The sequence below is a fragment of the Rhizobium sp. PvP014 genome (assembly GCF_017876855.1).
Classification (GTDB): domain Bacteria; phylum Pseudomonadota; class Alphaproteobacteria; order Rhizobiales; family Rhizobiaceae; genus Neorhizobium; species Neorhizobium soli.
The window spans coordinates 1687245-1712080 of record NZ_JAGIOT010000002.1 but is presented as its reverse complement, the minus strand read 5'-3'; the positions used below and the strand labels follow the sequence as shown (position 1 = coordinate 1712080).

General features: G+C 59.1%; 25 protein-coding genes and 1 pseudogene. 11 read left to right on the top strand and 15 right to left on the bottom strand.

The window, feature by feature from the left end; translation table 11 throughout:
* Positions 1 to 11 precede the first annotated feature (11 nt).
* Complete coding sequence (locus J3A65_RS12850; RefSeq protein WP_113165702.1) at positions 12 to 422, top strand: cupin domain-containing protein; 411 nt, start codon at positions 12 to 14, stop codon at positions 420 to 422.
* 44 nt (positions 423 to 466) lie between these two features.
* Here J3A65_RS12850 and hydA read toward each other — a convergent pair whose 3' ends face one another.
* From hydA to J3A65_RS12830, 4 genes are all read right to left on the bottom strand, one after another.
* On the bottom strand, positions 467 to 1921 hold the full coding sequence (gene hydA, locus J3A65_RS12845; RefSeq protein ID WP_209901545.1) for a dihydropyrimidinase: 1455 nt from the start codon (positions 1919 to 1921) through the stop codon (positions 467 to 469).
* A gap of 11 nt (positions 1922 to 1932) precedes the next feature.
* Positions 1933 to 2295, bottom strand: coding sequence for a type II toxin-antitoxin system PemK/MazF family toxin (locus J3A65_RS12840; protein ID WP_342344761.1), 363 nt, complete (start codon positions 2293 to 2295; stop codon positions 1933 to 1935).
* Complete coding sequence (locus tag J3A65_RS12835; protein WP_209901543.1) at positions 2292 to 2504, bottom strand: antitoxin MazE-like protein; 213 nt, start codon at positions 2502 to 2504, stop codon at positions 2292 to 2294. Before J3A65_RS12835 ends, J3A65_RS12840 begins: the two co-directional genes overlap by 4 nt.
* A 208-nt stretch (positions 2505 to 2712) precedes the next feature.
* Complete coding sequence (locus J3A65_RS12830) at positions 2713 to 3966, bottom strand: Zn-dependent hydrolase (protein ID WP_209903497.1); 1254 nt, start codon at positions 3964 to 3966, stop codon at positions 2713 to 2715.
* A 253-nt stretch (positions 3967 to 4219) separates the two neighbouring features.
* Here J3A65_RS12830 and J3A65_RS12825 point away from each other — a divergent pair, with 253 nt between their 5' ends.
* Positions 4220 to 4855, top strand: coding sequence for a TetR family transcriptional regulator C-terminal domain-containing protein (locus tag J3A65_RS12825; protein WP_209901540.1), 636 nt, complete (start codon positions 4220 to 4222; stop codon positions 4853 to 4855).
* Between the two features lie 616 nt (positions 4856 to 5471).
* Here the strand turns inward: J3A65_RS12825 and J3A65_RS12820 are convergent.
* A complete protein-coding gene (locus J3A65_RS12820) occupies positions 5472 to 6506 on the bottom strand; it encodes a glutamine synthetase beta-grasp domain-containing protein (RefSeq protein ID WP_062455284.1) in 1035 nt (344 codons plus the stop codon).
* Between the two features lie 429 nt (positions 6507 to 6935).
* On the opposite strand from J3A65_RS12820, the gene J3A65_RS12815 reads away from it, so the two are divergent.
* Positions 6936 to 7133 (top strand): DUF2735 domain-containing protein, encoded by a 198-nt coding sequence (locus J3A65_RS12815; protein ID WP_062455286.1) that lies wholly within the window; start codon positions 6936 to 6938, stop codon positions 7131 to 7133.
* Positions 7134 to 7229: 96 nt separating this feature from the next.
* Here the strand turns inward: J3A65_RS12815 and J3A65_RS12810 are convergent, their stop codons facing one another.
* On the bottom strand, positions 7230 to 9140 hold the full coding sequence (locus J3A65_RS12810) for a methyl-accepting chemotaxis protein (protein ID WP_062582721.1): 1911 nt from the start codon (positions 9138 to 9140) through the stop codon (positions 7230 to 7232).
* Positions 9141 to 9747: 607 nt separating this feature from the next.
* Between J3A65_RS12810 and J3A65_RS12805 the strand changes: the two are divergent.
* Positions 9748 to 10074: pseudogene (locus tag J3A65_RS12805) on the top strand (DUF2325 domain-containing protein); the annotation flags it as partial.
* Positions 10052 to 10249: a hypothetical protein gene (locus tag J3A65_RS12800; RefSeq protein ID WP_209901536.1), complete on the top strand. Its 198-nt coding sequence runs from the start codon at positions 10052 to 10054 to the stop codon at positions 10247 to 10249. The pseudogene J3A65_RS12805 and the gene J3A65_RS12800, both read left to right, overlap by 23 nt.
* Here J3A65_RS12800 and J3A65_RS12795 read toward each other — a convergent pair.
* The 6 genes from J3A65_RS12795 to J3A65_RS12770 all read right to left on the bottom strand — a co-directional run bounded on the left by J3A65_RS12795 (position 10246) and on the right by J3A65_RS12770 (position 14821).
* On the bottom strand, positions 10246 to 10569 hold the full coding sequence (locus tag J3A65_RS12795; protein WP_082476311.1) for a DUF423 domain-containing protein: 324 nt from the start codon (positions 10567 to 10569) through the stop codon (positions 10246 to 10248). The two genes, J3A65_RS12800 and J3A65_RS12795, sit on opposite strands and share 4 nt — an antisense overlap.
* Before the next feature lie 55 nt (positions 10570 to 10624).
* Entirely contained in the window at positions 10625 to 11038 is a 414-nt protein-coding gene (locus tag J3A65_RS12790; RefSeq protein ID WP_062457851.1) for a group II truncated hemoglobin, read from the bottom strand.
* Between the two features lie 211 nt (positions 11039 to 11249).
* Positions 11250 to 12611, bottom strand: a complete 1362-nt coding sequence (locus J3A65_RS12785; protein WP_209901534.1) for a hypothetical protein — start codon at positions 12609 to 12611, stop codon at positions 11250 to 11252.
* A 316-nt stretch (positions 12612 to 12927) separates the two neighbouring features.
* Positions 12928 to 13209: a hypothetical protein gene (locus J3A65_RS12780; protein ID WP_062455296.1), complete on the bottom strand. Its 282-nt coding sequence runs from the start codon at positions 13207 to 13209 to the stop codon at positions 12928 to 12930.
* A 168-nt stretch (positions 13210 to 13377) separates the two neighbouring features.
* Positions 13378 to 13794 carry a DUF4174 domain-containing protein gene (locus J3A65_RS12775; RefSeq protein WP_209901532.1) on the bottom strand — a complete coding sequence of 139 codons (417 nt, stop codon included), beginning with the start codon at positions 13792 to 13794 and terminating at the stop codon, positions 13378 to 13380.
* Between the two features lie 532 nt (positions 13795 to 14326).
* Positions 14327 to 14821, bottom strand: a complete 495-nt coding sequence (locus J3A65_RS12770) for a flagellin (protein WP_209901530.1) — start codon at positions 14819 to 14821, stop codon at positions 14327 to 14329.
* Between the two features lie 72 nt (positions 14822 to 14893).
* Here J3A65_RS12770 and J3A65_RS12765 point away from each other — a divergent pair.
* From J3A65_RS12765 to J3A65_RS12750, 4 genes are all read left to right on the top strand, one after another.
* Positions 14894 to 15993 (top strand): IS3 family transposase gene (locus J3A65_RS12765; RefSeq protein WP_209899056.1). Its coding sequence is split into 2 segments (ribosomal slippage): positions 14894 to 15146 and positions 15146 to 15993, totalling 1101 coding nucleotides; the frame shifts between segments, so codons are not numbered across the junction.
* A 216-nt stretch (positions 15994 to 16209) separates the two neighbouring features.
* Positions 16210 to 17067 (top strand): hypothetical protein, encoded by an 858-nt coding sequence (locus J3A65_RS12760; protein ID WP_209901528.1) that lies wholly within the window; start codon positions 16210 to 16212, stop codon positions 17065 to 17067.
* Between the two features lie 66 nt (positions 17068 to 17133).
* Positions 17134 to 18393: a hypothetical protein gene (locus J3A65_RS12755; protein WP_209901525.1), complete on the top strand. Its 1260-nt coding sequence runs from the start codon at positions 17134 to 17136 to the stop codon at positions 18391 to 18393.
* 1 nt (position 18394) lies between these two features.
* A complete protein-coding gene (locus J3A65_RS12750) occupies positions 18395 to 19243 on the top strand; it encodes a hypothetical protein (RefSeq protein ID WP_209901523.1) in 849 nt (282 codons plus the stop codon).
* Here J3A65_RS12750 and J3A65_RS12745 read toward each other — a convergent pair.
* Entirely contained in the window at positions 19187 to 20065 is an 879-nt protein-coding gene (locus tag J3A65_RS12745) for a DUF2958 domain-containing protein (protein WP_209901521.1), read from the bottom strand. The genes J3A65_RS12750 and J3A65_RS12745 overlap by 57 nt on opposite strands.
* A gap of 312 nt (positions 20066 to 20377) precedes the next feature.
* On the bottom strand, positions 20378 to 20824 hold the full coding sequence (locus J3A65_RS12740; protein WP_209901519.1) for a hypothetical protein: 447 nt from the start codon (positions 20822 to 20824) through the stop codon (positions 20378 to 20380).
* Between the two features lie 201 nt (positions 20825 to 21025).
* On the opposite strand from J3A65_RS12740, the gene J3A65_RS12735 reads away from it, so the two are divergent.
* Entirely contained in the window at positions 21026 to 21805 is a 780-nt protein-coding gene (locus J3A65_RS12735) for an ABC transporter permease subunit (RefSeq protein ID WP_209901517.1), read from the top strand.
* 130 nt (positions 21806 to 21935) lie between these two features.
* Entirely contained in the window at positions 21936 to 22931 is a 996-nt protein-coding gene (locus tag J3A65_RS12730) for an ABC transporter substrate-binding protein (protein ID WP_113110822.1), read from the top strand.
* A 67-nt stretch (positions 22932 to 22998) separates the two neighbouring features.
* Here the strand turns inward: J3A65_RS12730 and J3A65_RS12725 are convergent, their stop codons facing one another.
* Complete coding sequence (locus J3A65_RS12725; RefSeq protein ID WP_162728324.1) at positions 22999 to 24687, bottom strand: flagellin; 1689 nt, start codon at positions 24685 to 24687, stop codon at positions 22999 to 23001.
* Positions 24688 to 24836 lie beyond the last annotated feature (149 nt).

The window sequence follows — 24836 nt, the reverse complement described above, 5'->3', positions numbered from 1 at the left end:
GGGGAATTTCAATGGACACGTCATCAAGACCGACCTGCCGTATCGTCAGGCCCGACGCTGCCTATGACGGCAAGCAGGGCCTCACCTATGTGCAGGGCATTTCGGCCGAAACGGTCGGCTCCAAGGGCATCTGCATGCATCTTCTGACCATTCCGCCGGGGGCAAAAGCCAAGGCGCATCTGCACGAGACCCACGAGACCGCGATCTACATGCTCTCCGGCTCCGCCGACACCTGGTATGGCGACCGGCTGGAGAACCACGTCGTGCTGCATGCGGGCGAGCTGATGTACATCCCGGCCGGCGTTCCGCATCTGCCGGCCAACCGGTCGGGCACGCCCTGCACCGCGATCATCGCGCGCACGGATCCCAACGAGCAGGAAAGCGTGGTCCTGCTGCCGGAACTGGACGCGCTGGTGGACTGAGCCACGGGCCTCCGCCTCATCGGGTATCGCTGTCATCAAACCGCTCATACGCCTGATGCCGGGATGCCGGAGCGTTCCACCTTGCGCGGCGCGGTGATCTCCTTCCAGGCCGACAGCGCCTTGCTGACGGCTGGGAACGGCGGGCGGGAAACGAACTTGCCGTCGCCCGGCTTCGTGCGGATCTCGCCATTGGCATAGGCGACATTGCCGCGCGACAGCGTGAAGCGCGGCAGGCCGGTCACTTGCTTGCCTTCGAACACGTTGTAATCGATCGCCGATTGCTGGGTTGCGGCTGAGATCGTCTTCGATGCCTTAGGGTCGAGCACCACGATATCCGCGTCGGCTCCAACCAGGATCGCGCCCTTCTTCGGGTAGATGTTGAGGATCTTGGCGATGTTGGTGGAGGTGACTGCCACGAACTCGTTCATGGTGATGCGGCCGGTCTCGACGCCGTGGGTCCACAGCATCGGCAGGCGGTCTTCAAGGCCGCCGGTGCCGTTCGGGATTTTGCGGAAATCGCCGCGCCCGGTGCGTTTCTGTTCCGTCGTGAAGGCGCAGTGGTCGGTCGCTACCACCTGCAGCGAACCGGACGCCAGGCCCGCCCATAGCGAATCCTGATGGCGCTTGTCGCGGAACGGCGGTGACATCACCCGTCGGGCGGAATGATCCCAGTCCGGATGGGCGTATTCGCTCTCGTCGAGCGTCAGATGCTGGATCAGCGGCTCGCCATAGACCCGCATGCCGGACTGGCGCGCGCGCCTGATCGCCTCATGCGCCTGTTCGCAGGACGTGTGCACCACATAGAGGGGAACGCCGGCGGTATCGGCGATGATGATGGCACGGTTGGTCGCTTCGCCCTCAACGGAGGCGGGCCGCGAATAGGCATGCGCCTCCGGCCCGTCATTGCCCGCATCCATCAGTTTCTGCTGCATGGCGGCGACGATATCGCCGTTTTCGGCATGCACGAGCGGCAGGGCGCCAAGCTCGGCGCATCGCGAGAACGAGGCGAACATCTCATCGTCGTTGACCATCAGCGCGCCCTTGTAGGCCATGAAATGCTTGAACGTGTTGATGCCGTGGTTGCGCACCACCGCCTTCATCTCGTCAAACACTTGCTCGCCCCACCAGGTGATCGCCATGTGGAACGAATAGTCGCAGTGCGCGCGGGTCGCCTTGTTGTCCCAGCGCTTCAGCGCATCAAGCAGCGACTGACCCGGCTCCGGCAGGCAGAAATCGACCACCATCGTGGTGCCGCCCGAAAGCGCCGCGCGTGTGCCGCTATCGAAATCGTCGGCCGAATAGGTGCCCATGAAGGGCATTTCCAGATGCACATGCGGATCGATCCCGCCCGGCATTACGTAAGCGCCTGACGCATCCAGGACTTCCTCGCCCCGGAGATCCGGCCCGATCTCGACGATACGACCACCTTCGATCTTCACATCCGCCTTGTAGGTGAGGTCGGCTGTCACGACAGTGCCGTTCTTGATGATGGTGGTCATGGCTCGCTCCCTTATTTGATTGTGGCGATCGGCAGCACCGACTGCCGAAGTCCGATAATACTGATCAATGCACTCTCAAGCCGCTGCATCTCGTCGTCACCGAGATGCCCGATGATCTGACGGATCGACGCCTTTCTGAGGTGGGTCAGCTTGTCGGTCATGATCTGGGATATTGCCTGCAGCCCGTTACTCGCCGAGGGCGTCAGGGTCGGTCGAAAATCCGGAGAGTCAGAGAGAAACGTCGTCAGCGGGCATAGGAGAAGCGTGACGTGGCCTTCGATAAACTCGTCGGCGTGGACGATGACCGCGGGTCTTGGCTTGCCAAGGTCACCCTGAAACGCCGCCGTGACCATGTCGCCTCTTTTCAGGTTCACGGTTTCTCCCAGTCGTCAGCAGGGCTTTCGTCAGTGAATTTTATGATGCCAGCGTTGCGATCCGCCTCTGCCGATGCCTTCGCCTGCAGGGCCGCCCGCAATCGATAAGCCTCGCTGGTAAAGTCCGGCACCCAAACCTCGATCGGCCGGTAGCCCTTGCGGATCAGCTCGGCGCGTTCTTCTTCAGAGACTTCCCGTGGCCTGCCCATGTCATTGCCTCCTGTCACTGCTGGCGCATTGCCGCGCTATGGACGAGTTTTCCGCGTCGAGCTCAATGCGATGGCTCGAACCTCGTCGCACGCGCGTTTGCCCGTCGCGCTGACGGCGCGGCGATGCTTGAAAACAAGAATTTCCGGTGCGGGTGACATGCGGCTGGCTCCGCTTTTGTTGCCGGCGTCGAGTGTAGCTCGGATCTCCTCACGCCACAATCTCCGCCGTTTCCAGCACCGCATGCAGCAGCACGTCGCAGCCGGCGGCGGCCCAGTCCTTGGAGATCTCCTCGGCCTCGTTGTGCGAGACGCCGTCGACGCAGGGGCAGAAGATCATCGTCGAGGGTGCCAGTCTGGATGCCCAGCACGCATCGTGACCGGCGCCGGAGATGATGTCCAGGTGGCTGTAGCCGAGCTTGACCGCGGCATCGCGCACCCGGCCGACCAGAACCGGATCGAAGGTCACCGGATCGAAATGACCGACGGCTTCCACCGCGCAGCCGACGCCGAGCTCTTCGCAGATCTCGATTGCGCCCGCCTCGATCTTTTCCCGCATCCGGTCGAGCTTTTCCTGCGTCGGCGTGCGCATGTCGACGGTGAAGACGACCTTGCCGGGCAGCACGTTTCGGGAATTGGGCGAGAAAAACGCCTGGCCGACGCCGGCGACAGCGCCCGGCTGCTCCGCCATCGCCACGTCCTGCACCAGTTCCAGAATACGGCCGAAAGCAAGCCCGGCATTGACGCGGCGGTCCATCGGCGTCGAGCCGGTATGTGCTTCCTTTCCCGTCAGCGTGAATTCCAGCCACCACAGGCCCTGGCAGTGAGTAACGACGCCGATCTGTTTTTGCTCGGCTTCGAGGATTGGGCCCTGCTCGATATGATATTCGAAATAGGCATGCATCTTGCGGGCGCCGACCTCTTCGTCGCCCAGCCAGCCGATCCGCTTCAGCTCTTCGCCATAGGTCTTGCCGTCCGGATCCTTGCGGCTATAGGCGTAGTCGAGCGAATGAACACCGGCAAACACACCGGAGGCGAGCATGGCCGGCGCAAACCGCGCACCTTCCTCGTTCGCCCAGTTGGTGACGACGACAGGATGCTTCGTCTTCACCCCGAGATCGTTCATCGAGCGCACGACTTCGAGCCCCGCCAGCACGCCGAGCACACCGTCATATTTGCCGCCGGTCGGCTGGGTATCGAGGTGGGAGCCGATATAGACCGGCAGCGCATCCGGATCGGTGCCGGCGCGGGTCGCAAACATCGTGCCCATCTTGTCGGTGCCGACTGTCATGCCGGCGTCTTCGCACCAGCGCTTGAACAGGTGGCGGCCTTCGCCGTCCTCGTCGGTCAAGGTCTGGCGGTTGTTGCCGCCGGCAATGCCGGGGCCGATCTTTGCCATCTCCTCCAGCATGTCCCACAGCCGGTCGCCGTTCACACGCATGTTCTCGCCCGGTGCTGCCGCCATCATCCTGTCCTTACCCGTTATGCCTGCTTGAGCCGCGTTCCAGACCGACGTTTGCACGATCTGAAACATCGGCATTGCGTTTGTTTTGTCTGTGATCGATAATTTGACCGACTGGTAAAACATACAATGTCCCGACCGCCACTCAAGCCGTAAATCACGAAAAATACTCGCCTATTTTCGCGCCACATGCCCTGAAAATGGGCCTCGTGATACGAATCTGGATCAGCGTTTGGGACTGCAAGGCAGGATACGGATGGCCATTCCACGAGCGGCGAAAACGCAGCGGCGCACCCGCATCCAGGAGGAGAAGGAAGAGGTCATTCTCGAGGCCGCTCTCGAGGTGTTTTCGGTCAGCGGTTTCCGCGGCACGACGATCGACCAGATCGCCGAGGCGGCTGGCATGTCGAAGCCGAACCTGCTCTATTATTTCCGCACCAAGGAAGCGATACACCGCCAGCTGATCGACCGGGTGCTCTCCACCTGGCTGGAGCCGCTCCGGGCTTTCGACGCCACGGGCAATCCTGCATCGGAAATCCGCTCCTATATCCGCCGCAAGCTCGAAATGGCGCGCGATTTCCCCCGCGAAAGCCGTCTTTTCGCCAACGAGATCCTGCAGGGCGCGCCGCATATCGAGGACGAACTGAAAGGCCCGCTGAAAGACCTGGTCGACGAAAAGGCCCGCGTCATCCGCGCCTGGTCGAAAGCCGGCAAGATCCGCACCTGCGACCCTTATCACCTGATCTTCTCGATCTGGTCCACCACGCAACATTACGCCGATTTCGACGTCCAGGTCCGCGCCGTCCTCGGCCAGGACCAGGACGGCGAGGACCGTTTCGAGGACGCGGCGAGATTTCTGGAGGGGCTGTTTCTGGAGGGGCTGAAGGTTTGAGGGCTTCCTGGAGGACTTTGCGTCACAGGCGCGGCCGATGTTGCATCTCCGGCGGCAGCCGTCTTGGCGAGGCGCCCCTCACACACTCCCTCATTCCTGTGCGTGTCACAGGAATCCAGGCTGCCCAAGTCCTTGGGCTAAGGAGAGCCTTCCCGCGCCGCAGACGCGACGCTGCTGGATCCCTGTGACGAGCACAGGGATGAGGGTGGAGAGAGCTTTTGCGCCTCAAGCGGCAATGGCTCCAGCGTCCTAAGCGACAGCCGACTTGGGATCACAAGCGGCAGCCGTCTTCGCGAGCGGCCCTCCCACACTCCCTCATTCCTGTGCTCGTCACAGGAATCCAGTCAGCCGAAGTCCTTGGGCTGAGAAGACCCTTCCGCGCCGCGGACGCGACGCTGCTGGATCCCTGTGACGAGCACAGGGATTAGGGTGTGGAGAGGGTTCAGGGTGCGGAGAGGGGGATGAGGGCGGATAGGGGTGAGCCCTGAGCCCTGAGGGCGGAGAGGTGCCGATCCAGGGGAGCGTGCCGGGAAAGCCTCACGTGCAGAACCCCCGAAACAAAAAAAACGCCGGCGCGAGGCCGGCGTCTTCGTTGTCCTTGGGAGGACGCTTTATCTTAGGCGGCAGCCGACTTCGCGAGCGGCACTTCCGAAATCGTCTTCAGAACCTGCGAGGCGATCGCGTAGGGGTCGCCCTGGCTGTTCGGACGGCGGTCTTCGAGGTAGCCCTTGTAGCCGTTGTTGACGAAGGAATGCGGCACGCGGATCGAGGCGCCACGGTCGGCAACGCCGTAGGAGAACTTGTTCCACGGAGCCGTTTCGTGCTTGCCGGTCAGACGCAGGTGGTTGTCCGGGCCGTAGACGTCGATATGGTCCTGCAGGTTCTTGTCGAACTGCGCCATCAGCGCCTCGAAATACTCCTTGCCGCCCACTTCGCGCATGTACTTGGTCGAGAAGTTGCAGTGCATGCCGGAGCCGTTCCAGTCGGTATCTCCGAGCGGCTTGCAATGGAACTCGATGTCGATGCCGTACTGTTCCGTCAGACGCAGAAGCAGGTAGCGGGCCATCCAGATCTGGTCGGCGGCGCGCTTGGAGCCCTTGCCGAAAATCTGGAATTCCCACTGGCCCTTGGCCACTTCGGCATTGATGCCTTCGTGGTTGATGCCGGCTGCGAGGCACTGGTCGAGATGCTCTTCAACGATTTCGCGGGCAACCGAACCGACGTTCTTGTAGCCGACGCCCGTGTAGTACGGACCCTGCGGAGCGGGGTAGCCGCTTTCCGGGAAGCCGAGCGGACGGCCGTCTTCGTAGAAGAAGTATTCCTGTTCGAAACCGAACCATGCATCTTCGTCATCGAGGATGGTCGCGCGGCTGTTGGACGCGTGCGGGGTAACGCCATCAGGCATCATCACTTCGCACATGACCAGCGCACCGTTGGTGCGGGCCGGATCCGGGTAGATGGCGACCGGCTTCAGCACGCAGTCGGACGAACGGCCTTCGGCCTGATTGGTCGACGAACCGTCGAAGCCCCACAGCGGCAGCTGTTCCAGCGTCGGGAAGGTGTCGAATTCCTTGATCTGCGTCTTGCCACGCAGGTTCGGGACGGGGGTGTAACCGTCGAGCCAGATGTACTCGAGCTTAAACTTGGTCATATTTTATCTCTCAGGCCGTGGTGTTCATGGTTGAGCCATCCAGAGACTGCGACGCGAAAGCGCTGCATCCCGGGCATGAGACATAGAACGCACATACCGTGCCAGTTTCTGTCGTTGCCCGAAAATCCCGATAAAAAAGTCGTATGATTGGCCGGGCTTACATGTCTGCGGGTGACGACTGTAACGCCATCATCCCAGCCCGTTTGAAAATCAATCGATTTTTCGCACACCCACCGGGGGTCTTGAAACAAGGAATTCTGCTTCGCGTCTGAGTTCCGCCGACGAAACTATATCGCCCCGAGCTCGTTTGCTTTCATTCGTGCCTAGCGCCGAACAGGCAAATGATGTAAAATAGTGCAGAAAGCACAAAAAATGTGCATATCTCTGGTTGGTATGCGTTTGAGTGCGCATTGAGGAGGAGGCGATAGGATGGTTATTGGCATCCATCGTGAGACAGCGCAGATCCTGCAATTTCCATTGACGCCACGGATCCGTCTTGAGAACGGCGCCACGGTGCCGGTCGGGACCTACCCGGTCGCGGTGCAGGACCACTGCTGGTATCATGAAGAAGCAGTGAGCAGTGCGCTGGTCGACACCAAGCCGGAACAGGGGCCGAAACCCTGCTGAGCGTTGCGGGCCATCGCCGGATGGCCGATTCGAATTGAAAAATCCCGAGAGCATCGCTGCCCCCGGGATTTTACGGTCTGATTGTCCAGGCTTTTATCAGGCCGCGCGCATCCGGCGTGCCATGCCGCCGAGATCGCTGCCACCTTCCAGCTTGAAGTTGGAGAGAAGCGCCTGAAGCTGGCGGCTTTCGGCTGCAAGCGTCTCGCTTGCAGCGGTCGTTTCTTCCACCATCGCGGCGTTCTTCTGGGTCATCTGGTCCATGTGGTTGACCGAGGAGTTGATCTCGGCCAGCGCCGTCGACTGCTCGCGGGCAGCCGTGGCGATGGATTCCACATGTTCGTTGACCTTGTTGACCAGGCTTTCGATCTCGACAAGTGCTGTACCGGTCGAGCGCACCAGCGAAACGCCGCCTGCGACTTCGGAAGCCGAGGCGCTGATCAGCGTCTTGATTTCCTTTGCCGCATTGGCGGAGCGCTGGGCGAGCTCACGCACTTCCTGAGCGACGACGGCAAAGCCGCGACCGGCTTCGCCAGCACGGGCGGCTTCGACGCCGGCGTTCAGCGCCAACAGGTTGGTCTGGAAGGCAATCTCGTCGATGACGCCGATGATCTGGCTGATCTTCGTCGAGCTGTCTTCAATGCGGCTCATGGCGGTGACGGCGCTGCGAACAATTTCGCCCGACTTTGCCGCACTCTGCTTGGTCTCATAGACCATGTCGCGGGCTTCGGTGGCGCGGGCAGAGGCGGCACGCACCGTCGTGGTGATCTCGTCGAGGGCGGCTGCCGTTTCTTCAAGCGCTGCAGCCTGCTGCTCGGTCCGCTTGGAGAGGTCGTTTGCCGCCGAAGACAGTTCGGCAGAGTTGTCATTGATCGTGCCGGCTGCGCCGCGCACGTTGCTCATGGTGGCGCTCAGACGGTCCATCGTCGAGTTGACGTTGGTCTGAAGCTCGGCAAACGCACCCTGGAACTGGCCGTTCATGCTCTGGGTCAGGTCGGCATCGGCAAGCGCTGCGATGACGCGGCGAACTTCCGTGACGGCATTGTCGACGCTTTCCACCAGCTGGTTGACGCCCGATGCAAAGCGGTTGAGGTCTTCGTTCTGGTAGTCCTTGCGGATGCGGCCGGAAAAATCGCCGGCGACAGCGGATGCGACAACTTTCGAAATCGACGTCTGCAGGTCGCTGGAACGCTCGTGAAGGGCTGCTTCCTGTGCCTTGAGGTCGGTCATGGCGACAGCGTTGGTATGGAATACCTCGACGGCGCGGGCCATCGCGCCGATTTCGTCGCCGCGGCTTGCGTCGACGCCATCGATGTTCATATCGCCCTTGGCAAGGCGGGTCATGGCTTCGGTCAGCTCGCGGATGGGGCGAACGATGCCACGGCGTGCGACGATCGTGCTGATCGTGGCGCCGATGATGATGAAGGCGAGGGCCGACAGCGCCGAAACCAGCATGGCGGTGGTCGAGGACGCAACGGCTTCTTCGCGGGCCACAGCCAGTTCCTTGCCGGAATAGGTGCTGTAGACCTTGACGGAGTCGGTGACGACCTTCTGGCCATCCAGCGCCTTTTTCAGCGCAGCCGAGATGGCGGCGGTGTCGGCTGCATTCTTTTCGGCGGTGTCCACCATGCTGCGGATCGAGACGAAATAGCTGTCGAGGGCGGCTCTCACCGTCTTCAGCTGATCCTGTTCGGCAGCGTCTGCGGTTGCTTCGATCTTCGGCAGGCGGGCCAGCATTTCGCCGGCGCGCTTTTCGGCGTCGATGCGGAAATCCTTGGCTTTGTCCGGCGCCGCGGCCAACTGATAGGTCATGCGGCTAATTGCGATAATGTCGACCCGCAGATCCATCGCTTCACGAGCGACTTCTTCACGCGCGCCGACTGAAATGATTGCCTTTTGCAGGCCATAGAGCCCGCTTCCCGCAACGCCTGCAATAATAAGAGAAGAAAGGCCCATTACGACGGTAACGAGGCCGAGTTTCTTCGAAATAGCCATATCCCGAATTGCCATAGTGCACACCACTTCAACTTGCCCAACAATACATCCCAACCCGCCAATTCTCGGCATGCGCGAGGACGCCCACCTAAGCTATTGCCGTAATTGCGCTAATCGCTGGTTAAAATAGCGGGCGAATATTTGTCCGGACTTGGGCGAAAACTGACAGTACACGCTAAGGTTTGAATTTATTCTCGGTTTTGAGCAAATGCTCAGTATAGGGTACGCTAAAACTGCTATGAATCCCGAGGCTTCGTTGATCGAGCTGTAAGCCGACGCCGGCCTCGCCTATCGATGCCCCGAAAAACCACGGTCTGCTGCCATACGCTACGTGAGCAGAAAAACTGCCATTCGGCGCGCGTGTCAGTCGAGAACGACGCGGGCTGTGCCCGTAAATTAATATGAGTGAGAGAGTCGACTTTAATCTTTACTCTTAAATTCAAGTTTCATATGGTTCGCCAACGACGGGGTTTGCCCCGAATTATTCCGGCCCAATACGGAGAGCATCATGGCGAAGAAACAGAAGCGGAAAAGCACGAGTGGCGGAAATGCCGCATCCGATGCTGCGGCATCCTCGAACCGCAGCGCTGCCAATGGCGCCTCCGGGATCGGCGGGGAAGTGGTCGACATCCGCAGCTTTCTCTATGTCGGCGGCCGGGACTGCCAGGTGGCCCATCTGCGCGCCATCGCCACCCGCCACGGCGCGGAACTGATCCATCACGACGGTGGGTTGCGCGAGGCGGTTTCCCGCATCGATACGGTGCTTCCCTCGGTTGACTGCGTGTTCTGCCCGATCGACTGTATCAGCCACGATGCGTGTCTGCGGGTAAAGACCGGATGCAAGAAGTTCGGCGTCACCTTCATCCCCTTGCGCAACGGGTCGAAGTCAAGCCTTGAGCGGGCGCTGCAGACAATCAAGGATCGCAATGATGAAAACAGGTTATCCTGATCAGCCTATTCTCGATCGCGAGGGGCGCGATCTCGACGCGATGGCGGTCCTGCACAAGCTCGCCGAACAGAGCGGCGACGGCATGGTGACCGAGCTTTACCGGCTCGCGATGGACCGCTCGCAGGATACGGCTTTGCCGAGATCGATACCTTCGAGCCAAACCCGGACGGTCTAGCGCCGGTCCTCGGCGCGCAAAAACGCTCCGATCGCGATTGCGAGCCAGCCGAGAATCATAAGATTGCCGCCGAGTGGCGCGGCAAACGGAAACAGTCGGCTTCCGAGATAATGACGCGCCACCAGATCACCCGCAAACACGATCGTCCCAAGGCCCAAAATGAGACCGGCCAGCGTCGCTGTGCGGATCTGCTGATGTCCGAGATAAAGAGCGAGCAGCACCGGCGCGTGCGCCAGGCACATCATCGAGGCAGACCCGAGCAAAAGCGTATCGCCGCCATGACTTGCGGCAGCCGCAAGGCCTACGCCGCAGGCGCCCATCAGACCGCTCGTAAAGAGAATGAACGGCCGCAGTTTATCGAGTCTCGCCAAGGCTCTATTCCCTGTTTTGCATGTGATGAGCCAGCCGCTCGATCGGCGGCCAGATGATGTCGCGCAGGGCCGGGCTTGCGATCGTCTCGTCCATGGCGCGGCGGAAGCACAGCAACCATTCGTCGCGCTCCACCGGTCCGATCTCAGCCCCGAAATGGCGCGAGCGAAGGCGAGGGTGCCCGTGTTTTTCCACATAGACGGGCGGGCCGCCGAGATAGCCGGTCAGATAGTCATAGAACTTCGCTTCACTTCCCGTCAGACTTTGCGGATGAACGGCCCGGCAGCGCGCAGCTTCCGGCAGCGTATCCATCAGGGTGTAGAAGCGCGCCGCAAGGGCCCGAACCGTCGCATCACCCCCGATCGCCTCGTAAAGAGTAATCGTTTCGCCGGATGTGGTCTGCCTGTCCTCGTCTGCCATCACGGTTTCCATGGCTCACCCATCCGGCGTCTTAGACGGATCAAGGGTGGTTGATCGTTCAAGGCTTGGTAGGCCGGAGCAACCGTCAGGGCAAGACCCGGACTAGGGCCTGAGGGGCAAAGCGATGCCGGGCGACGGTCAGGGAGTATCTTTGCATCGATGGTGCCGCCGACGCGGGGTCGGCGGGCACGATGGAGTGCAGCGGCCTTTTTCAGGCGAGCATTCTGACCTTTTCGGTCACGCCTGCATCCGCATTCGACTCATGGGTCGAATTGAGCTTGCGGGCGACGATGTCGTGGTTGAGCCACACGACAGGACCGGTCGGGTTCGAGGTTTCCGCAAAGATCAGCTGTCCGGTTGCCTCAACGACCAGCGTGCTCAGCAGATCGCTGATCAGAACCTTGCTGTCCTTGTGCATCTGCGTGATCTCGGCCGAGGTGCCGATGGTGAGATCGGACTGGCCCTGGCTGTTTGGCATCGGCCAACGCTTGAAATCGTAGAAGGGCTGCATGACTTCGTCTGCCTGAAGATCGATGATCTTCTGCAGCGTGTCTTCAACCGTGTAGCCGTCTGCCAGGCGCTCCTGGCAGGCCTGCCACAGTTCTTCAGCCCAGGCGCCGCCGCCTTCCTTCTTCAATGCGAGAAGGAGAGGGATGAGCGGCAGTTCGATACCGGCAAACACGTCGGAAGAGTTGGTCCGGATTTCCGGGCAGTTGTAGACGGTCGCCTTGATGCCATCGGCCCAAGCCTTGCGCGCTACATCCTCAAGGCGCATCTTGGCATAGCCCTGCGTGTAGTTGGTGTAGGTCTGCCAGCGATATTCGTCGCCGATCAGGATGCCGGTGCCGTGATATCCATAGGCCGTGTAGCGCACCTGGTTGCCCGCTGCTTCGATCCGCGTGCGGATGGCGGTGCTGAGATCGATCAGGTGGTGATAGGTGTTGGCGGAAACCTCGTCGAAGTTTGCAAGGATCAGCTTGCCCATGTCGCTGTCGAGCAGTGTCTGCGAGGACATGTGGCGGGCGCCGCGGCCCTTGTAGATGCGGTTGGCAATGACGAGGAAAGCCTTCGCCTTGGGGATGCCACCCGCCATCGTATGAGCAAAGAAGACATTCTTGCCGGCCGGGATCATGTCTTCGAGGATCGCCATGACTTTCGTCAGCGAATCCCGGAAGCGCTCCACGCCGACTGTGCGGCATGCCTCGATGTGATCCCAGTCCAGTTTGTCGGTCTGCCAGCTTTCGAGCGTCATATCGGCCAGAAGATCGGTCGGGGTCGGCGTGCCGGCCGGTGAGTCGAGATCAAAGCCCGCCATCAGCGGAACGTTGATGATCTTGCCGCCGAGCTGCGTTTCCGCAGCCTGCAGTTCGTCATCGGTCAGCGGACGCAGCGCGTTGTTCTCGTCGCGGCGCCCGACGGTGATGCCGACGATCTTCATGCCCGCACGCTTGGCCTCTTCGATCAGCCCGGTCGCGTAACCGCGCCCGAACAGCTCGCCGAACAGAACAAACACGTCACCTTTGCGAAAGACGACATTTTGGGAAATGCGTTTCAGGGGGATCGGATTTTCCATGGCGCAAACTCTCTCAAAAAGGACCGGAATCGATCCCTCGAATATCTTTGAGACCTAGTGCACCATAAAAACGGGAAATGGGAACTCATTTTGCGTGTCCAAGTATGTCGATTCGTGAACTGGCGAGGTGATCAGGGCGGTTGTTAAGGCCGATCGTCCGCCTAACAGCCGTGCCGAAACCGTGTCGGGACGGCAGCCCGTCCGTCTTCCACGACCATCCGCGCTGTGCATAGCGCAACGCCGGCACGTGCGCGACAAGGCGCGTTGCATCAGATTTTATGAGCTCAATCTTGGAATAATCCTGCTGCGGCAGGGCCTATACGCGCTGCATGCGCTCTTGGAGCGCATCCACGACGGCCTGCAGGAACGCCTTGCGCCGCTCGTCCGTCGTTGCGTCAGCCGTGACCTTGAGCGGCCCGCGGATATTGTTCATGAAACCGGAGTGGTTGAAACTGTCGGCGGCCACGTTGACCTCGACCTCGTCCATGTAATGCGACAGCAGGGGCGCCAAAGCGAGGTTGGTGTCCTTCTGGTACTGGTGGGCCATCACCTGAGCAAGCTTACCCATCTGCACGTACGGACCGAATTCGGCGCTCATCTGTCATCGTCTCCTTCAATTCATGGCCTAGGCGCCTAAGGTAGGGTGAACGCGTCGCAACGCAAATGTCGATCGGGGATATGCCCGCGTTTTCCGAAATGGTCGCGAAAAGTTGAACGAATTGGCGCCGTTGCGTGCCACGGATACCCCAACCTCGTCCGAGGTCATTCAGCCTTTTCCGCCGCGGCGCATCGGCATGCGATCGATCAGGTCGAACATCTCGACGTCGCTGACGACCGTATCGCTTTTCAGCTTCACGCTGCCATCCTTGCCGACAAGGACGACATGAAACGCACCGTCCGCAATATTAGCCTCCGCGCGCAGCCTGCCCGCGTCGATCCGGTCGGCGTCACCATAGATCGTTTCCACGACATCTCCGGAAACCTGCAGCACAACCATGTCGCGCTCCGCCAATTCCGCCTTTTGCGATATCAGGATGCCGACCTGTCTTGCAATCGATGCATTGCCCTTGTCACCGAAAAGGATGAGGACACGCTTTTTCCATTCGAGGTGTGAAAGGCTGTCCATGGCAAACACCTGCGAGGTTGCGAGCGAGAGGGCGAAGGCGATGAGTGTTCGTTTCATGCGGTCATCTCCAGATCTACCGAAGGAACGCAACAAACGCGTGATGGTTCAGGTGCTTCCTGTCTGTACGCCCTCTCTGGATTCTTGAGCTAGTCGCTCCCATCTTATGATCATCAACTGAAATAGGGAGGTTGCGATGGCAGATACCTCTGCGCACGCACGCGATGGCAACGTCATGGAAATTCTGTCTCCCACCCGGGTCGCCGGCCCGGGCTCGCCCATCTGCGACTGCTGTCGACAACCAAGATCCGTGGAGGAGTTCGATCAGGATTGCTGCGGGATCTGCATGACCTGTCTCGAGTGTGACGACATGCTGGTGGATGTGGAGCCTGAGGCATCGCCTCGTACGGCGAGAGGGCGTCCGGTGCCGTGAGCGGCCAGATGGTGGCAATGGTGCCGGGCAGGGTGGTCTCGATACGCGCCACAGCGGAACCGCGGTGAACCATCGAACGCCTGGTCATGACGATGTCGACCAGAGAATGAAAGGAGGGCTGGATCCGTGAAAGAACTTCGGCCAGCGCTCCAGGTGCGTTCAGGAGTTGAAGAGCTGCATAATCGTCTCGCTGCTGCTATTGGCGATCTGCAACGCCTGAACGGCAAGTTGCTGCTGCGTCTGGATTGCGGACAGCCTGGCGGAGGCTTCCTCCATGTCCGTGTCGACAAGGCGGCTTACACCGCTTTCGATATTGTCCATGAGGCTTGAGTTGAAGCTTGTCTGCATGTCGAGACGCTGCTGGAGCGAACCAAGGAACGCGGCGCCGTCGACGACCCTCGATTTCGCGGTTTCGATGTAGCTCAGATAATTGTCGATATTGTCGGGGTTCTCTTCGATGTCGATGTCGAGAAAGTCGAGCGCCGGACGAGGCTCGTTGCTGACGCGGATTTGGCTGAACGTTATGCTTGTTCCGCTTCCCCATTTCCGATCGACTGCGGGATCTGACTTGATGGTGACGTGGGTGGCATCCGTCGCCTCGATGACTAGGTTTGGCCAATCGGCGTCGAGCAGCGAGTGCAGCAGAGTTTCCATCTCCTCTGTGACCTGAGCCCCTGACCTTCCTCCAGATTTTGGTAGAGTCCGTCACATCAAGGAGACGGACGAATGAAGCGTTCACGGTTCACGGAAGAACAGATCATCGGGATATTGAAGGAGCAGGAGGCGGGCGCGAAGACGGCGGACGTCTGCCGCAAGCACGGCATCTCGGACGCAACCTTCTACAAATACAAGGCGAAGTATGGCGGCATGGACGTGTCCGATGCGCGCAAGCTGAAGGCGCTTGAGGACGAGAATGCCAAGCTGAAGAAACTGCTCGCCGAAGCCATGCTGGACAATGCGATCCTGAAGGATGTCGCTGCAAAAAAATGGTGACGCCCGATGTGAAGCGGGATGCGGTGGCTCATGTCTGTGCGCAGCATGGGGTGAGCCAGCGTCGGGCGTGCGAGGTTCTGTCGGTGGATCGGTCGAGCATGCGATATCGCAGCGTGCGGCCTGACGATGCGGCCATTCGTGAGGCGATGAAGAAGGTGGCATCTGAACGACGCCGCTTCGGTTATCGCCGTATCCACGTCATGCTCGACCGGCAGGGGATCGTCATGAACCTGAAGAAGCTTCGGCGTCTTTATCGGGAGGAGAAGCTGACGGTGCGCAAGCGCGGCGGCCGGAAGCGAGCCTTGGGGACAAGGCGTCCTCTGGCTCTGCCCTCGCGTCCCAATGAGCGCTGGAGCCTGGACTTCGTCAGCGATGCCTTCACCGACGGTCGCCGCTTTCGGGTCCTGGCCGTCGTTGACGACTTCACCCGCGAATGCCTATGCCTGGTCGCCGATACATCCCTGTCAGGCGCAAGGCTTGCCCGTGAACTGGATAGTCTCATCGCCAGACGCGGAAAACCGAGGACGATTGTCTCGGACAACGGGACGGAGATGACCAGCATGGCCATCCTCAAATGGTGCCAGGAGAGCAAGGTCGAATGGCATTACATCGCCCCCGGCAAGCCGATGCAAAACGGCTTCGTCGAAAGCTTCAACGGCAGCTTCCGCGACGAGTGCCTGAACGAGACGCTGTTCTCGTCGCTCGCTCAGGCCCGCGCCGCAATCACTGCATGGAAGGAGGATTACAACAGAAACAGACCGCACTCGTCGCTGGGCAATATCACCCCCAGCGAATTCGCAATGAAAATGGCCATGGAAAAACAGGCCGCATGAGGCCAGATTAAAAATCCAAGACTCTCCCGAAAACTGGAGGGAGATTGGGTCTCAGGTCACGACAATTCCGTTCAAGTTGACGAGGAGATCAAGCTTACTGCCGCTGCTAAGAACGCGATTGCGTCCCAGTTCTCCGTCCCTTCTGTGGAAGTAAAGCTCTTTAAGGAGCTTCTGGCTGTGGGCCACTGCGTGCCTGAGGTCGCCACCGAGACGCTCGTGAACCGTTTCGATGACCCCGAGGATAAGTCAGCTCCTCGCCGTTTCGCGCATCGCCACTACGTCTTCTATCCAGGTGGCAACATCGTTGTTTCGCCAATCCTGTCCGAGGCGAGTGTCATTGTTGAGGTTGAGCCGATCGCCAGCCTCCTCGGGGAGATGCCCATCCAGGGGCACGTCGAGTTTCGAACCCAGCAGATCGCGTCTATTGAGGCGAACTTGGCTGGCGATCGCGCCGATGCCTTCGATTTAAGGGCGGAAGACGCGACCGGCACCAAGAGCGGTGTCGCACGTATCATTCTGTCGTCGCAGGCGGCCGTGAGGGACAAGGAGGGCAAATCCAAGACCATCCCTCTGTTGGTGCAGCAGGTCTACTCCAGGTCCGGCGTGTTTCCGCTGGCGCTTTCCCCCTTCATCCCGAAGCACACGTTCAAGGACGCGGACATTCTTTCGGCAATGAAGGAGATCGGGGCATCATGCGGAGATGCGATCAAGAAGACCAAACCAGTAACGATATCTGGATCAAAGGGCAAGGTCACGTTCTGCGTCGGTAAGGCAGAGAAGTCTGTCGATCACTCGGGTGTGACGAACGACTTTTCTCTCAACGTGCGTGCCGACGACTTCTCCGCAGTCTCTTGCGCGCTAGCCGATGTCGATATCACCACCGGCATCACGTTGGGCATCCATTCGGAGATGCTAGGGCTGAGTTTCGGAACCAAGTCAGCCTCCTACTCGGTCTATATCCCGAGGCAGGGCATCGATGGCACGCGTTCCAACCGCTTCAAAAGCAAGCTGGAGCCGCAGGTATGGCCAGGTCTCGCTTTGACCGAGGACGACGAAGCCGCTGAGGCTGAGTGACCTGCAATGTGGGGAGTGAAACGCTCCCCACTCTCTCCCCTTCATTCCGCTAAAAGGAATACAACGATGAAGTTCAACAATCATTGGGCCGACTATGCCCGCTATCTACCAGCGCCCAACGATCACTTTGTGAAGTTCGCAGCTCAGTCAGCCACCAATGCCCTCAATAGCCGTTTGCCAAATGGCGTTCTTGCCAGGCATACAAACTTTTTGAACCCTACGTCGCCACTCTTCTGTTGGCCCGACGTTCTCTTCACGGCGACATTTGGGGTCGGAACTGGTAAGCCCACCATCATTTCAAAACGGGATCGAACCAATACCTTTGTGTTGGGCGACAGCGGCGGCTTTTCACTAATCAGTGGCGCAATTAGCGCCTCCATGGGATCATGGCGTGAGGCTACCCTGGATTGGCAAGAGGCCGAATGCGATGTCGGCATTATTGTGGATGTACCGACCCGAGCCATCGACGTGCCCGCCAGCGGTTATACGAACTTTCAGCAATGCCTTGATCAGACCATCGACAATGCGGAGTTCGCCATAGCCAATCGCTCGCGTTCCGACCTCAAGCTGCTTGCGGTCTACCAGGGCCGCACTAAGGCGGAGGCCGACAACTGGGCGAAGGTGATGGAGACTTACCAGCCGCGATTTGATGGCATGGCCATCGCCGGTCATACGCGGCTGGAAATCGCCGACTGGATCAGACGTTTCCGTAGCATGATGGACCGTGGGCTGTTCGGTACCGTCTCCCACATCCACTTCCTTGGGACCAGCCAGCCTCGATTTGCGGTTCTCGCGACGGCCCTCCAGCGCGCGTTGCGAAAGCATATACGTCCCGATCTCAACGTTACCTTCGACAGTTCGACGAGCTTCACCTTTGCCCAAAAGTTTGGCCAGATCGTCACAGGGCTTCAGTCGGATCGAAAGGATATGCGCATGACAAATCATATCATGCCGAACCGTGGCGGGGAGTTCAACCGGTCTACCCCGTTCCCATATCGCAGTCCGCTCGCTGATCTTTGCACGGTAAGCGATTTTCTACCGGGAACAGATCCGACCAAAAACCCCTCAGACGTGGTTGGAAACAATATGCTTTCGCACCACTCCGTCTATGCGGAGCTATCAGCGATCCTGCAGGCGAACCGGCTCGTGGACCTGGCTCAGGAGGGCAAGAACGGCATGGTGCCCTATGAGATTACCCTAGCGATCGACCTGATCGACAAGGCGATTGGCGGATCGGATCGGGGGCTGGTCAGCCTGCAACAGCTGCTGAACAGAGGGGGCAACAAGATTGTGGCTGCGGTCGAAGACCGTGCCGATGAGGTTTGAAATGACCACGCAACGCCCGTTTGGCGCCTACATCATTAGTTACATGCCTGATGGCTTGAGAATTCGGAAGGAACGCCGCGACGACCTTGCCACGGTTCTCGACTGGTGGATGACCAAGACCTCAATCCCAATTACCCTGATCACGTCGAACTGGAAGTCGGCCGATTTTTTGCTCCTTGGTCTTTCCATCGATGTCGCCAAGCTCAACGTGGTCGAACAGCCTAGCCAGCCGCTCATTCTCAATCGGATCGCCAGCCTCCAAGCCTTCTATTCCAGCGAACACGACTGGGGGATAATGCTGGACGATGATGCGGTATTGTACGATGGCCCGCAGCATAATCGTGGACCTCGCTTGTTCGCTGAGATGGTTGCCAACGGCATCGCCGCCTACCACGGCGTGGACGTGTTTTTTCCAATCAATCCGCAGAAGATCGGCTTCTCGCCCATATATGCGACAGATCCCCCACTCTATGCGGCGCACCATGTCTTTGAGCGCAGCGTAGACCTCAAGGGTAGCATGTTTGTCGTGCGAAACTTTAAGAAGGAAGGGAAGCCTGTTGTCTTGCCCGATCCGAATTTCCTGCTGCATGGAGAGGATCGGCACTTTGCGCTTGAAGCCGTAAGCAGTGGCTACTCGGTCATGCGATGCGAAAACATTGTGCTGCGCGAATTGTCTGGTATCAGCCACTTTGGGGCAGATCGGCTGACCCAGATGAAGGTCGGCTACACTAGGCTCGCGCGAATGTATAAGGGCTACGGCTTGAAGATCAAGCCGGAAAGCCACCAGCAGGACCTAAAGGAGTTCTGGAAGAACTGCTGGGGAAACCGGCCCACAAGGATCATCGTTTGATAGGGGCACCGGGGCGGTTCCATCCCAGCTTGAACGATCCCGCTTTTCAAGTTCTGTCAAAAACAGATAGTCCTCGTCAATGGTCATTCCTCGCAGCATCTCCAGTGCCGGATACTGCCGGCATGCTTGATCGAACATGCTGCGACCCGCCTTCGATGGCGGCGGGCTTCTCAGCTTTGCAATGCCCCTGGTCAGTGGCAATTCAAAAAGCTCCGGCCCATCGACAACACGGCCCGTCATAGCCGCGGCGCCAAGATACGCGCTGATTGGCAGCGTTGGCGCGAATTCCTGGTCACGAACAAGCTCGATACCGAGCATTGGGCGCAACGCCAAGATGTCGGCGATCCACAGTGGCTGGAACACCGGGCCGCCATCGGTCAGATTGTGAAGTGCGTCAACACCGTGACCGCAAAGACGGCTTCGAGTAAGAAGCAACGTTTTGCCGTGGCGATCATACAGCCGTGCGACCGGCGGAAAATTGGCACCTAGTCGAGCGTGCCACTGAAGACGGCGCAGCAGGGTTTCCGGGAGTAGCCTACGATATCGTCCTGGTCTATCCATCTCCTGGGCGGCTACGTTTTTCCCCTCCATAAGCGCAAATAAGACGATGGCCCGCCAAGAGAGAGGCGACAGGTAGCTGCGCTGGTAGGTGTCGCCGTCGATCTCGTAGCGCAGGTAAAGCGACGTGCCCTTACGCTTGACAGTGGATAGGGGCCTGGAACCCACATACAGGTCTGCGGTGAACAGCAAGGCAAGATCGATTTGCGCTTGGGTTGGCTTCTCGCACTGGGCGTCTGTTCCTCCGTCCTGTTTGTTGGGCATCAGGGCCTCGCATCTGATTCGACCGGAACAAAGCTCCAGAGCGCGCAAAGGGCGAGTTCGAATTGATGGCTAAAAGCGGGCGGCTCCATCGCGGCCACCTAACAGCAAAGCATACTGGTCGAAGCGCATCACGCAGAAGCAAAGAAGCATCAAAGAACGCAACCGCCAACTAGCACAACGCAGCACTGCACCCGACATCAAGCGCGCGTCTACGGGCTTCTCCGGCGATCCTGGCGGCTTGCTAGAACGCAGAAGACATGGGATCAATTATGATCCCATGTCTTCTGCTAGCTTGCCGGGGAACTGCTCGGTTCATTCGGCCTTGCGCAGGAGCTTTCCCCGCTCGGCGGCGGCGGCGGTCAACTGCGCATCGAGCTCGCCAGCGCGAACCGCCTCGATCAGCGTATCGAGCACTGCGGGGAGCGCCAGAAGCTCGCCAACCTCGACCGCGTTCTTGTCTTTGGCAAACTCGATGGACTTACCAGCGTAACGGAGGCTGAAGTAGACCTTGCCGCTGCCATCGGTGAACCAGCTCTGTCGCACGCGCTTCAGCGTCTCGACCTCAATGCGTTGCCCTTCAGCATTCTTGCGGCGAACAATGTGCGTCGGTGCAAAGGCTTGGCCGGTGATCTTTGCCTCCGCCATCTGCTTCTGTTCGGCCAGCGTTGCAACCATCTTTTCACGCGCGCGCTGGCCCGGATCGACAGTTGCTCGAAATGGAACTGCGGTGGTAAGCTTAAGTGCCTTGAGGTGAGACATGCTGTGATCCTTAAAAAGTCGTTGATCGTACTTCCCGGATACAGCCGTCTGACAAAATAGCGAACGAAGATGTCGTTGCGGATTTCGCTTCCATTATTAGGTGCTCAGTTTTCGAGCAAAATGGGCATGCACTTCGGACCCGGACATGCGATGCTGCAATAAATTCAACGAATTTTATCGTTCTATCGTTAATCCAGGTTCATGGACGCGAACAAAACACCCGCGACAATTCTACAGAGGGTCAGCCTGCCAACAGGCTTCCTTTCGCTGCTTGCGATCTGGTGGTTGATCACTGCGTCCTTCGATATCCCACTGAGTGTACTGCCATCCCCGGCCGATGCGGTGATCGCGCTACTGGAGAGCAAGGGCGTGTTTCGATCGCTAGGAGTAACAATCCAGACGACGCTGATCGCCTTACTGGTTTCCGTCGTCGCGGGCGTCGCCATCGCACTTCTTCTGCATCGCTGGCTTCTGCTACAGCCGCTCGTTCTGCCGCTCTTGGTGACGCTCCAGGTCACTCCCGTTATCGTGCTTGCGCCGGTCGTGGTCGTGGTCGCACCACCCGGGCTGACGCAGGTCATCGTCGCCTTCCTGGTGGCGTTCTTCCCGATCACCGTCAGCACTTTGCAAGGGCTGAAGAGTACGCCGTCGGTTCTGCTCGATGCGATGCGGATCTATCCCGTGTCGCGATGGCAGACATTCTGTTACCTGAGATGGCCGTTCGCCTTGCCGTTCTTCTTCAGCGGGTTGCGTACCGCTGTCGGGCTGGCGCTTGTTGGCGCCGTCATTGCTGACATGATGACCGGTCGCGGCGGACAGTATTCCGGTATTGGCATGCGTATCCAGAGCGCACTGCAGGGCAATATCCGGCTCGTGTTCGGCGAAGCCCTGCTCGTCACTGCAGTTGGGATCCTGCTCATCGAAGCCGTTGAAATGATGTCCAAACTGACGCTTGGCCAATGGCGCAGAAATGACGGTTGACTTTGCCTGATGATGGTTGCATTGGCTGAACCTGAAGTTGAACTTCTTCTATGTCGTATTTGAAACAGCAGTCTAGGTCCGACATGCCGGCCAAAGTGCAGATGTCCCGAGCTGGGTCTGGGGAACCGTGATGCCTATTCGATTGATGACTGCATCCATCATCGCAATTCTTGCAGGCGGCAGCGAGGAGGCTCTGGCAGCCGACAAGGTTCGGTTCGGCACCGACTGGCTGGCGCAGGCCGACCATGGCGGCTTTTATCAGGCGCTGGCCGACGGCACCTATACAAAGCATGGGCTCGATGTGGAGATCATACCCGGCGGCCCGAATGCGGCAAACCAGGCGTTGCTGACGTCCGGCAAGATTGATTTCTATCTTGGTACGCCCCAGAACGTGATCAACGCGACGGTCGACGGCAGCCCCCTCGTTGATATCGCGGCAATCTATCAGAAAGCACCACAGATCCTGATGGCCCATCCCGGTGTCGAGACGTTCCAGGACCTGACCCGGCTTGCCGACATATTCATGAGTGCAGGCGGCTACGAAAGCTATTTCGCGTGGATGCTCGCGTCATTCCAGGGTTTTTCCGAGGAGCAGTATCGGCCATACAATGGCAGTCTCACGCCCTTCGTTACCAATACGCATTCCGCGCAACAGGGCCTTCTCACGTCCGAGCCGTACTCGGTGCAGCTGCAGGCGGGATGGTCACCGAAAGTGTTTCTGCTCGCCGACCAGGGCTACAAGCCTTATGCCCAGACGATCACCGTGCGACCATCGTTCATTGCTGACAGGCCCGATGTCATCCAGCGTTTCATCGACGCGACGATCGAAGGCTGGAATACCTACCTTTACGGCGACAACCATTCGGCAAACGAGCTTATCAAGCTCGAGAACCCGGACATGACGGACGAGCTTCTTGCCTATGCGCTCGACGTCATGAGACAATATGGCCTCGTGGATAACGACGAGACGGTGAAGACTGGCATCGGCTGCATCACCGAAGAACGCTACAGGTCATTCTTCGACACTCTGGTGGCGGCCGAGACGATCAGCGCAAACTTCGACTACCGTCGGGTTTTCGATGCGCAATTCGTCTGCAAGGGCGTCGGCGTCGCCTTCCGGAAATAACTCAGCGAGTTTGTGAGGAATGATGAGGCCGCTTTATGTCGGCCCCACCTCACGCGACCGGTATCGATCAGTTGAACAACTGCATGATGGTCTCCGGCGCGCTGTTGGCAATCTGGAGCGACTGCACGGCGAGCTGTTGCTGCGTTTGCTTCGCCGAAAGGATCGCCGATGCCTCTTCCATGTCGGCGTCAACGAGGCGACCGACGCCTTGTTCGATATTGTCCATGAGCGTGGCATTGAATTGTGCCTGTATGTCGATCCGGTTTTCCGCCGCACCCAGCGTCGCACCACTCTTGATGACGCGCTCCAGCATCATGTCGAGACCGTTGATGTAGTTGTCGAGATCATTGGCCGGATCGGTGATATCGACATCGAGGATATCGAAATTAGGGCCCCGAACGTTGTCTTCGACGTTGTCGATCGAAAACCAGGAGCGATTGCCCTTGTCGGGATAGAGGGAGCTGTCGATAGTGAAGACGACACTTCCTCCACTAGAAGAAACGATAACGCCGGATGTCGAGAGCGTTCCACCATCTCTGTTTTTTGCCAGATTGAGAATGGAGGCGAGATCCGCTGAGGAATTAACCATGCCGTCAGCCGTTCCGAGCGCGGCATCAACGATATCGCGCGTGACGACGAACTCCTGCTCCTCGGTGTTCGGTAAATTCAAGTCGAAGGTGAAATCAACATCACGATAGATCTGGAAGGGACCGGTGAACGCAAAGGAGGTCTGCGCGTAGCTGCCCGGGGCATCCTGATACGGCGTATCCTCGAACCCGCCGGCAGTAGCCGCTGGGCTTCTGATTACGTTCGTCACCTGAATGCTCGACCCGCTGTTTCCGCTCTGCTCTGTGCTTACGATGGAGAGGAGGGAGCTACTATAGGAGCTTCCATAGGTCGAGACGCGGCTTGAGAGGCCTGCATCTGCGAGGGCTTTGCGGATCACGGTGGCATAGTCGTCATCGTCCGAAATGATGCCATCCGTGGTGCCAAGCGCCGCATCGACAGTCGCCTTGTCGATGGAGACGTTCGTTGCCGCCGTTCCATCAATTGAGATATCAAATGAGATGCTCTCTCCGGCAGCCAACGTCACCGGTCCGGTCATCTCCCATTGCTGATAGCCGTTGCGGTTCTGGCCAGCCGGATCGGCATTGCGGAAGCCTCCGATACCACCGAGCGAGCGAATGTCCTTCTGCAGTGAGCCGCCGCCGCCAACATTGAACACGCTGACATCAGCGGTATCAATCTCCGTCTTGTCGACCTGAACGGTCCCATCCGGTGAACGGATGAAACCGGAGACCACGTAGTCCGGCAGGGAAGAAAGGACCGCAAGATTGTCGTCGGACTTGGTGTTTAACCAGTTCACGCCGCTAAAGCTCGCAGATGTCGCTGTGGCCACCAGCTGATCTTTGAGTGCATCCAGTTCGCTTTGAACCTTCGACCTGTCGATGCTCGTTTCTGTCGCCGTCACCAACTTTGCACGGAAGTCGCTCACGATATCGATCGTCGTGTCGATCGCCGCCACCGCGACGTCGATTTTTGCAGATCCAATGCCGATGGCATCATTGACTGCCGAGTTGGCCTTGTTGTCAGAGCGCATCGTGGTCGAGATCGACCAGTACGCCACGTTATCGGACGCGGTCTGGATGCGAAGGCCGGAGCTGACTTGCTGCTGTGCGGTATCGAGCTGGTTGTTGACCGTGCGAAGGGTCTGAAGTGCCGCTGTTGCGGAGGTATTGGTTAGTATGCTGGTCACGTTAAAAAGCCCCAAGAGCAAGGGCTAGCCCCCGGACGCGAAAACGGGTCCGGCGAAGTAAGCTAGCAATGATCGGAACATCGTTAACGGTTAACCCAAAGGGTGCCCGTCGTAATGGCGGGACCGTAACCTTTGAAACCCCAGGTCTG

What these genes read in the sequence shown, in the direction of transcription:
- J3A65_RS12850 (WP_113165702.1), top strand. Translation starts at nt 12, where the DNA reads ATGGACACGTCATCAAGACCGACCTGCCGTATCGTCAGGCCCGACGCT.
- hydA (WP_209901545.1), bottom strand. Translation starts at nt 1,921, where the DNA reads ATGACCACCATCATCAAGAACGGCACTGTCGTGACAGCCGACCTCACC.
- J3A65_RS12835 (WP_209901543.1), bottom strand. Translation starts at nt 2,504, where the DNA reads ATGGGCAGGCCACGGGAAGTCTCTGAAGAAGAACGCGCCGAGCTGATC.
- J3A65_RS12830 (WP_209903497.1), bottom strand. Translation starts at nt 3,966, where the DNA reads ATGGCGGCAGCACCGGGCGAGAACATGCGTGTGAACGGCGACCGGCTG.
- J3A65_RS12825 (WP_209901540.1), top strand. Translation starts at nt 4,220, where the DNA reads ATGGCCATTCCACGAGCGGCGAAAACGCAGCGGCGCACCCGCATCCAG.
- J3A65_RS12820 (WP_062455284.1), bottom strand. Translation starts at nt 6,506, where the DNA reads ATGACCAAGTTTAAGCTCGAGTACATCTGGCTCGACGGTTACACCCCC.
- J3A65_RS12815 (WP_062455286.1), top strand. Translation starts at nt 6,936, where the DNA reads ATGGTTATTGGCATCCATCGTGAGACAGCGCAGATCCTGCAATTTCCA.
- J3A65_RS12810 (WP_062582721.1), bottom strand. Translation starts at nt 9,140, where the DNA reads ATGGCAATTCGGGATATGGCTATTTCGAAGAAACTCGGCCTCGTTACC.
- J3A65_RS12800 (WP_209901536.1), top strand. Translation starts at nt 10,052, where the DNA reads ATGATGAAAACAGGTTATCCTGATCAGCCTATTCTCGATCGCGAGGGG.
- J3A65_RS12795 (WP_082476311.1), bottom strand. Translation starts at nt 10,569, where the DNA reads ATGGGCGCCTGCGGCGTAGGCCTTGCGGCTGCCGCAAGTCATGGCGGC.
- J3A65_RS12790 (WP_062457851.1), bottom strand. Translation starts at nt 11,038, where the DNA reads ATGGCAGACGAGGACAGGCAGACCACATCCGGCGAAACGATTACTCTT.
- J3A65_RS12785 (WP_209901534.1), bottom strand. Translation starts at nt 12,611, where the DNA reads ATGGAAAATCCGATCCCCCTGAAACGCATTTCCCAAAATGTCGTCTTT.
- J3A65_RS12780 (WP_062455296.1), bottom strand. Translation starts at nt 13,209, where the DNA reads ATGAGCGCCGAATTCGGTCCGTACGTGCAGATGGGTAAGCTTGCTCAG.
- J3A65_RS12775 (WP_209901532.1), bottom strand. Translation starts at nt 13,794, where the DNA reads ATGAAACGAACACTCATCGCCTTCGCCCTCTCGCTCGCAACCTCGCAG.
- J3A65_RS12770 (WP_209901530.1), bottom strand. Translation starts at nt 14,821, where the DNA reads ATGGAAACTCTGCTGCACTCGCTGCTCGACGCCGATTGGCCAAACCTA.
- J3A65_RS12755 (WP_209901525.1), top strand. Translation starts at nt 17,134, where the DNA reads ATGAAGTTCAACAATCATTGGGCCGACTATGCCCGCTATCTACCAGCG.
- J3A65_RS12750 (WP_209901523.1), top strand. Translation starts at nt 18,395, where the DNA reads ATGACCACGCAACGCCCGTTTGGCGCCTACATCATTAGTTACATGCCT.
- J3A65_RS12745 (WP_209901521.1), bottom strand. Translation starts at nt 20,065, where the DNA reads ATGCCCAACAAACAGGACGGAGGAACAGACGCCCAGTGCGAGAAGCCA.
- J3A65_RS12740 (WP_209901519.1), bottom strand. Translation starts at nt 20,824, where the DNA reads ATGTCTCACCTCAAGGCACTTAAGCTTACCACCGCAGTTCCATTTCGA.
- J3A65_RS12735 (WP_209901517.1), top strand. Translation starts at nt 21,026, where the DNA reads ATGGACGCGAACAAAACACCCGCGACAATTCTACAGAGGGTCAGCCTG.
- J3A65_RS12730 (WP_113110822.1), top strand. Translation starts at nt 21,936, where the DNA reads ATGCCTATTCGATTGATGACTGCATCCATCATCGCAATTCTTGCAGGC.